This is a genomic window from Lyngbya sp. CCY1209 (genome assembly GCF_035615495.1).
GTDB lineage: Bacteria > Cyanobacteriota > Cyanobacteriia > Cyanobacteriales > Microcoleaceae > Limnospira.
Genome location: NZ_JAJENU010000123.1, coordinates 1 through 7,657, shown reverse-complemented (window position 1 = coordinate 7,657; position 7,657 = coordinate 1). Strand labels below are relative to the sequence as shown.

At 54.1% G+C, this 7,657-nt stretch carries 6 protein-coding genes and 1 tRNA gene; 3 read left to right on the top strand and 4 right to left on the bottom strand.

Going from position 1 to position 7,657, the window contains the following annotated elements:
• Positions 1-550: 550 nt before the first annotated feature.
• Positions 551-633: transfer RNA gene (locus LKE08_RS00905), tRNA-Leu, on the bottom strand.
• Between the two features lie 82 nt (positions 634-715).
• A complete protein-coding gene (carB, locus tag LKE08_RS00900; protein WP_324702307.1) occupies positions 716-3,964 on the bottom strand; it encodes a carbamoyl-phosphate synthase large subunit in 3,249 nt (1,082 codons plus the stop codon).
• A 212-nt stretch (positions 3,965-4,176) separates the two neighbouring features.
• Here carB and LKE08_RS00895 point away from each other — a divergent pair, with 212 nt between their 5' ends.
• Complete coding sequence (locus tag LKE08_RS00895) at positions 4,177-4,347, top strand: hypothetical protein (RefSeq protein ID WP_324702306.1); 171 nt, start codon at positions 4,177-4,179, stop codon at positions 4,345-4,347.
• A 196-nt stretch (positions 4,348-4,543) separates the two neighbouring features.
• On the opposite strand, the gene LKE08_RS00890 is transcribed toward LKE08_RS00895, so the two are convergent.
• Complete coding sequence (locus LKE08_RS00890) at positions 4,544-5,728, bottom strand: GGDEF domain-containing protein (protein ID WP_324702305.1); 1,185 nt, start codon at positions 5,726-5,728, stop codon at positions 4,544-4,546.
• A 430-nt stretch (positions 5,729-6,158) separates the two neighbouring features.
• Here LKE08_RS00890 and LKE08_RS00885 point away from each other — a divergent pair, with 430 nt between their 5' ends.
• Positions 6,159-6,425, top strand: a complete 267-nt coding sequence (locus tag LKE08_RS00885; protein ID WP_324702304.1) for a hypothetical protein — start codon at positions 6,159-6,161, stop codon at positions 6,423-6,425.
• 22 nt (positions 6,426-6,447) lie between these two features.
• On the top strand, positions 6,448-7,341 hold the full coding sequence (locus LKE08_RS00880; RefSeq protein ID WP_324702303.1) for an ROK family protein: 894 nt from the start codon (positions 6,448-6,450) through the stop codon (positions 7,339-7,341).
• Positions 7,342-7,443: 102 nt separating this feature from the next.
• Here the strand turns inward: LKE08_RS00880 and LKE08_RS00875 are convergent.
• On the bottom strand, positions 7,444-7,657 hold a 214-nt coding region (locus LKE08_RS00875; protein ID WP_375341387.1), incomplete at its 5' end, for a hypothetical protein.

Here is a 7,657-nt window from a genome sequence, read left to right as displayed (position 1 = left end):
AAAGTCAGTCAGGCTCAGCCTGCATTTACTGTTTGACCCCAGAATCCCCGTCGCTGTCTTCGCGGGGAGTTTGTCAATCAAGAAAACGATATCCGTACTTATCGTGAAATCTTCAAGATTTTCCTCCTCTGTGAAAAGTACGGAGTCCCAATTGAACTTCGGGCAAGAATGATGGACCATTCGACTATTGTTAACGAGAGCAAGTACAAGACTCAAGGAGTAGACGCTACCCTGGAAGTCTTGAAAAGATCGGCGCGATTGCCGATCCCTTATAACCTTGCCCTAGAGCGCCTATCGGAGGCGGGCATTGACCCCAACTTACCGGAAGTTAAGACTATCTTGAGAATCATCTATCAGCTCGGGGACTGACCTTATAGGGGTTTTGTGATAGAAGTCTTGCTTTTTTAATCAATTATTAAGTTTTGTTGCATAGGATACGCACTCATCGTCCAATGCGCTAAGACGGTAAAGAGTGCAATTTGAGTGTAACGGCGTAAAACTCGGTTAAAAAATATAGCCGAAAGTCTTACGGAAGAGGGTTTAACAAAAATGCGGACGAAAGGACTTGAACCTTCACGTCGCGAGGACACTAGAACCTAAATCTAGCGCGTCTACCAATTCCGCCACGTCCGCTTATTTGTGCAGTAAACCATTATAACAGAGATCGGGGATTGCGGGGGAAGATTTTTCAATCCGCCCCCGTCCCCGAAGGGTTCTATTTAACGTAGTAGTCCTGAACCGCCTTCACGTCGAAGGAAGTCTGGGTGAGCGATCGCAGCGCCGCGACGGTGGCCTTAGCCCCGGCGATGGTGGTGATGATCGGCACCTTGTAGGCCAGGGCCGATCGCCGGATCTTGATCCCGTCCTCCCGGGCTTCCTCCCCGGAGGGAGTGATGATCGCCAACTGCACGGCCTGGTTTTTGATCGCGTCCAGGACGTTGGGCCGCCCCTCGTGGAGTTTCAACTCCATGTCCACCTTGACCCCGTGCTCCCAGAGTACCTTGCGGGTGTTGATGGTAGCCGTCACCTTGAAGCCAAGATCCAGGAAGTCCTGCACCACCGGGACGATCGCCTCCTTATCGCGATCGTTGACGGAAACGAACACGGTCCCCGACTTGGGCAACACCTGCCCCGCCGCCAGTTCCGCCTTGGCGAAAGCCTGTCCGAAGTCCGTATCGATGCCCATCACTTCCCCAGTCGATCGCATTTCCGGGCCGAGGAGCACGTCCGTACCCGGGAACTTGGCGAAGGGCAGCACCGCCTCCTTCACCGAGACGTAGGTGGGGACCCGTTCTTCAGTGAAGCCCAACTCCTCCAACGTCTTGCCGGACATCACCCGGGACGCCATCTTCGCCAGGGGGACGCCGATCGCTTTGGAAACGAAGGGCACCGTCCGCGACGCCCGGGGGTTGGCTTCCAGGATGTAAACCTGTTCCCCCTGCACCGCGAACTGGATGTTCATCAACCCCACCACGTTCAGAGCCTTGGCGAGTTGGATCGTCTGGCGGCGGATCGTCTCGATCGCCCCTTCGGACAGGGTTTGGAAGGGGATGGAACAGGCCGAATCGCCGGAGTGGACCCCCGCCTGTTCGATGTGTTCCATGATGCCGCCGATGACCACATTTCCGGTTTTGTCGGCGACCGCATCCACATCCACCTCGATCGCATTTTCCAGGAACTTGTCCACCAAAATCGGGTGATCGGGTTCCACCTGCACCGCAAAGGTCATGTACCGTTCCAACTCCTCATCGGAGTAGACGATCTCCATCGCCCGACCCCCCAAAACGTAGGAGGGGCGCACCACCACAGGATAGCCGATGCGACCGGAGATCACCAACGCTTCCTCGTAGCTGCGGGCGATGCCGTTGGGCGCCTGCTGGATGTCAAGTTCCCGCAGGATCTTCTCGAACCGCTCCCGATCTTCGGCGGTGTCGATGGAGTCGGGGGACGTACCCCAAATCTTGGTTTTTAACGTCGATGCCTCCAGGGCTTTTTGCAGGGGTACGGCCAGTTTCAAAGGCGTTTGGCCGCCGAACTGGATGATGATCCCGTCCGGTTCTTCCGCCTCGATAATGTTGAAGACATCCTCTTGGGTCAGGGGTTCAAAATAGAGGCGATCGCTGGTGTCGTAGTCCGTGGAAACCGTCTCCGGGTTGGAGTTGACCATGATGGTGACGTAGCCATCCTCCCGCATCGAATAGGAGGCGTGGCAGCAGCAGTAGTCGAACTCGATCCCCTGGCCGATGCGGTTGGGTCCGCCGCCCAAAATCATCACCTTGGGTTTGTCGGAGGCGATCATTTCGTCCTCTTCCCAGTAGGTGGAATAGTAGTAGGGCGTTTGGGACTCGAATTCCGCCGCGCAGGTATCCACCATTTTATAAACGGGTTTCACCCCCAACCCCTTGCGGTAGCTTCGCACCTCGTCTTCGGTGGTTTTCTCGGTGGTTTTCGTGGCGAAGGCGATTTGGCGATCGCTGAATCCCTGCCGCTTCACCTCCAGCATCTCCTCAGCCTTCAGTTCCTTGAGGGGGGTGCGCTTCAGGAATTTCTCGGTTTCCAACAGGTCCTTGAATTTGTCCAAAAACCAGGGGTCGATGCCGGTGAGTTCGTAAATTTCTTCCACGGACATCCCCATCAACATGGCGTGACGCAGGGTCAGCATCCGGTCAGGGTTCGGCGTCCGCAGCCCGGAGCGGATATGATCCAGGCTGAGGAGTTTTTCGTCCTTGTTGAGTCCCCAACCCGCCAAACCGGTTTCGAGCGATCGCAGGGCCTTTTGGAAGGATTCGACAAAGGTGCCGCCGATGGCCATCGCCTCCCCCACGGATTTCATCTGGGTGGTGAGGACGGGTTGGGCGCCGGGGAACTTCTCGAAGGTGAAGCGGGGGATCTTCGTGACCACATAATCGATGGTGGGCTCGAAGGAGGCGGGGGTTTTTTTGGTGATGTCGTTGTCGATCTCGTCGAGGGTGTAGCCGACGGAGAGTTTGGCTGCGAATTTGGCGATCGGGAATCCAGTGGCCTTGGATGCCAGGGCCGAGGAACGGCTAACCCGGGGGTTCATCTCAATTACGATTACGTCCCCGTTGACGGGGTTGACGGAAAACTGGATGTTTGATCCCCCGGTTTCCACGCCGATTTCCCGGATGATTTTGATCGAGGCATCCCGCAACCGCTGATATTCCTTGTCCGTCAGGGTTTGGGCGGGGGCGACGGTGATGGAATCGCCGGTGTGGACGCCCATCGGGTCGATGTTTTCGATGGAACAGATGATGACGACGTTATCGGCCAGATCCCGCATGACTTCGAGTTCGTACTCTTTCCAACCGATCAGGGATTGTTCCACCAAAATCTGGGACACCGGGGAGGCGTCCAACCCCGCCATCGCCATTTCTTCGTATTCTTCCTGGTTGTAGGCAATGCCGCCGCCGGTGCCCCCCAGGGTGAAGGCGGGGCGGATGATCAGGGGGTAGCTTCCGATCTGATCGGCGATCGCCATCGCCTCGTTCATATTGCTGACAATGCCGGACGGACAGCACTTCACGCCGATTTTTTCCATCGCCTGTTTGAATAACAGGCGGTCTTCGGCCTTTTCGATCGCTTCTAATTTCGCGCCGATCAGTTCCACGCCGTATTTGTCCAACACGCCATTTTTCGCCAGGTCCACGGCGATGTTGAGGGCGGTCTGGCCCCCCATCGTCGGCAGCAGGGCATCGGGCCGTTCCTTGGCGATCACTTTTTCCACGATCTCGGGCACCAACGGCTCGATGTACGTCCGTTCGGCGGTTTCCGGGTCGGTCATGATTGTGGCCGGGTTGGAGTTGACCAGGACTACCTCGTAGCCTTCTTCTCGCAGCGCTTTACAGGCTTGAGTCCCGGAATAGTCGAACTCGCAGGCTTGTCCGATCACAATTGGGCCTGAACCCAGAAGCAGAATTTTTTTCAGGTCGTCGCGTCGGGGCATATTTCTCAGCTATCCGTTATTCGGTGATCCATATTAGTGTATAATTTGCGGGGAATCCCAGAATCAAACTCGTCTGTTGAGTTCCGATCTGGGTCAGACCCAAACAATGATGGATCGGTCTTTGAATCACAGTCAGGGTACACCCTCCATCCCCTGCCAAATGTTCAGATTGAACTTGACGCCGACGAACGTTTGTGAAGTTCCGCCCCGGGATGTCCTTACTGTTGACTTGGACAGGAGTCCGGGATGCTTTCCTGGCGGTGTCTCGATCAGATGATGTCCGACTGCACAAGCAGTTGAGCCAGCCGGATTCCGGCGTTTTCGCCGGTTCCCCGGGATACGATGGCAGTCGCCCGGGTCCTCCGGACATCGAATCACTCTGAAACTCAGACAGCGGACGCTTTTTTTCCTGTTGCCTGTTGCCTGCCATACGGGGTCTGGCTATTTCATTCTCGGAAAACTCAAGTCAATTAATTATTAATTATTAATTATTTCCGTCTCCCCCAGGCATTTTTCAGGCGGAAAATGAAAGAGCATCGAAGTTTTTAGGGGGCTGGGATCGGCTAACTGAATTCTTTTTTACTTTTCAATTGGGGTGGGGGAGAGGACGACAAATTCCGCCCGATTTCGTCCACCCGTTTTGGCTTTATACAGGGCCTCGTCCGCCCGTTTGAGAAGTTCATCTATGGCGTGATTTCCGGCGGTATCAGTCACGACTCCCAAGCTGATGGTACAGTTGACAATTCCCCCGGTATCCGCCCCAAAAAATACCGGATTATTGGCGACTTGGAGGCGCAGAGAATCGGCGCGATCGCGGGCTTTTGAGGGAGGACAGTCCGGCAAAACAATTAAAAACTCCTCTCCTCCCCAGCGGCCGATCAAATCCGGTGGATTGAGTTGGGATTGGAGCGATCGCGTCACCTGCTGCAAGACCAAATCGCCGATATCGTGACCGTGGGTATCATTGATTTTCTTAAAGCGATCGACATCCAATAAAATTAAGGTTAAAATTTCAAATTTTTTTTGCGCCAAAATATCCTCGACCTTGACGGCGATCGCCCCCCGATTGAAAATTTGCGTCAAAAAGTCGGTCTCCGACATTTTATGAAGTTCGGAATACATTCTTTGACTCACCATCAACACAAAAAAACCGTTGCGTAGAAAGTCCACAATAAAAATCCCAAAAAAAGTGAAGATGTTGGCGAGGGTTGCATCTAATGCGGACTGAGTTTGACTGTTAACCAGAAAGAAACCGCGCATTAAAAAGATGCAGATACCCAAAAACAATACCGCTGTCAGACAGCGGCCCGTCATTAAAAAGTTTCTGATATTTGCACCGATCATATATCTGATACTCACCCCATAGGCTAAAATGCCGATCAGGATCAGCGCGATATTTCTCCAGAAATAGTTGTCGTCAACGTACAAATAATAAATCTGTGAAATTGAAAATAATGTCCCACTGAAAATCCATAAAAAATTGTCAATTTTTCTGCCGACAAATTGGCCGATACCGGCGACGCTAAAAATCATAGAAGCGGCCAGGATAAGGTTGCCCAGAAGCTTCATTGATAGGGCGGGAGGCGGGGCGAACTTGATGACGATAACCCAGCCAAAAGAAAGGGCAGAAAATAGGGTTCCCAGCACATAGTTTGACATTCCTTTATACTCGTGTGCCGTGGCGATCAATGACAGGAGAATGCCCGCCTGTAGCAAGGACGAGAGCACCATCATGACGATCATCGTATCCGTATCAAAATTCATGTCCTGAAAATCAATAAAATCACGGCCTCTAGAATTCCGAAGTGATTTGAAAATTGTCGGCGGTGAAATCCCCATCCCGGGGGCTTTGATCCCCGGGAAGTTCGCGAATTCTTTCCCGTTGCCATACCATCTGCGCCGGGCGTCAATAAACTTCCAGTATTGCGATTTTTTAATTCCCGTTTAATGCCGGGATATAGGAATCGCCAATTGCCGGTCAATTGTCCAAATTGATATTACACCAAATCCGGATGATTTGCCACGGCGAGCTAGATGGGGACTGGATGCTTCCACCCCCATTATTGAAGACTTCCGATCGCAAAGAAGATACCCGCAGCCTGTTCGCAACGGGTTTCGTAGTGGTGTCGATTGACCGATCGCCCTCATCGGTGAGAAAATAAACCGAGAATGCCTTATCATCCCACAAACTGTCATGCGAAAACCCAGTTCCTATGCCGTCCACCTCCTCATTCAGGGGGGACACCGCGAAGAAGTTCGATTCAAGACCATCCAAGAGTTTCAAGCTTGGTACACGAAAGTCCTCATCCCCAAGCACAACGACAACGAATTTCTGAACGTCCCCATCAAGACGATGGAAGGGGAATATCTGGTCGTCCGTCCCTGCAGCATCATGGGTGTCCGCGTCGAACCCGTCTTTACCACCAGCATCGATCGCGACGAAGTGGACGATCTCGAATAACCCGACAGGTGAGTTGAACGGCATGGCATCTCAGGTCATCGGCATCGATTTGGGGGGGACGGCGATCAAACTGGGACGGTTTGAGGCGGACGGATCGTGTCTGGGGTCTTTGCAGGTTCCCACCCCCCAACCCGCCACCCCGAAAGCGGTTCTGGCCGCGATGGCGGATGCAATAGCACAACTTGCGCCGGATGTCAAGTCTTTGGAGGCGATCGGGGTGGGGTTGCCCGGTCCGGTGGACGCGGCGGGGCGGATTTCCAAAATTGCCATCAACCTTCGGGATTGGCGGGAGGTGCCCCTGGCGGATTGGCTGGAGGAGAAGACGGGAAAACCCGTGATTCTGGCGAATGATGCCAACTGTGCCGGGTTAGGGGAAGCTTGGCTGGGGGCGGGGCGATCGTTCAAAAATGTCATTATGCTGACTTTGGGGACGGGTGTCGGCGGTGCGATTATCCTGAATGGCGAGTTATTTGTGGGTCCCCGGGGGGCGGCGGGGGAGTTGGGGCTGATTACGTTGAACCCGGACGGTCCCCCGTGCAACAGCGGCAACCGGGGCTCGCTGGAACAGTATGCCTCGGTGCAGGCGGTGCGGCGGGAGACGGGGATGGAACCGGCGGCGGTGGCGAAAAAAGCGATCGCGGGCGATACTGAAGCTTTAGCCTATTGGGAACAGTACGGGCGGCGTCTGGGGGCGGGTTTGGCGAGTTTGATTTACGTCCTCACCCCGGAAGCGGTGGTGTTGGGCGGCGGCATCAGTGCGGGGGCGGACTTATTTTTGCCGAGTGTTTGGGGTGAAATTGAACGGCGGGTTTTGCCGAGCTCTCGGGAAGGTTTGCAGATTGTGACGGCGGAATTGGGCAATCGGGCGGGGGCCTGCGGGGCGGCGCGGCTGGCGTTTCAGACGTTCGAGGTTTGAGTCCCAATTTTCTCCACCCGTGGGGGCAACCGTCTCTGGTTGCCCCGGGTTTCAATTGATAGGAAATTATCAGGTTAGATGGGCAAGCGCAGAGGCTTGCCACTACCGATTGATGGATTGATGGATTGATGGATTGATCATTGATGGATTGATGGATTGATGGATTGATGGATTGATGGATTGATGGATTGATGGATTGATGGATTGATGGATTGATGGGCAAGCGCAGAGGCTTGCCACTACCGATTGATCATTGATGGATTGATGGATTGATGGGCAAGCGCAGAGGCTTGCCCCTACCGATTGATCATTGATG

Excerpts from the sequence above, each read along its gene's own strand:
- carB (WP_324702307.1), bottom strand. The coding sequence starts at position 3,964 with ATGCCCCGACGCGACGACCTGAAAAAAATTCTGCTTCTGGGTTCAGGC.
- LKE08_RS00895 (WP_324702306.1), top strand. The coding sequence starts at position 4,177 with ATGTCCTTACTGTTGACTTGGACAGGAGTCCGGGATGCTTTCCTGGCG.
- LKE08_RS00890 (WP_324702305.1), bottom strand. The coding sequence starts at position 5,728 with ATGAATTTTGATACGGATACGATGATCGTCATGATGGTGCTCTCGTCC.
- LKE08_RS00885 (WP_324702304.1), top strand. The coding sequence starts at position 6,159 with ATGCGAAAACCCAGTTCCTATGCCGTCCACCTCCTCATTCAGGGGGGA.
- LKE08_RS00880 (WP_324702303.1), top strand. The coding sequence starts at position 6,448 with ATGGCATCTCAGGTCATCGGCATCGATTTGGGGGGGACGGCGATCAAA.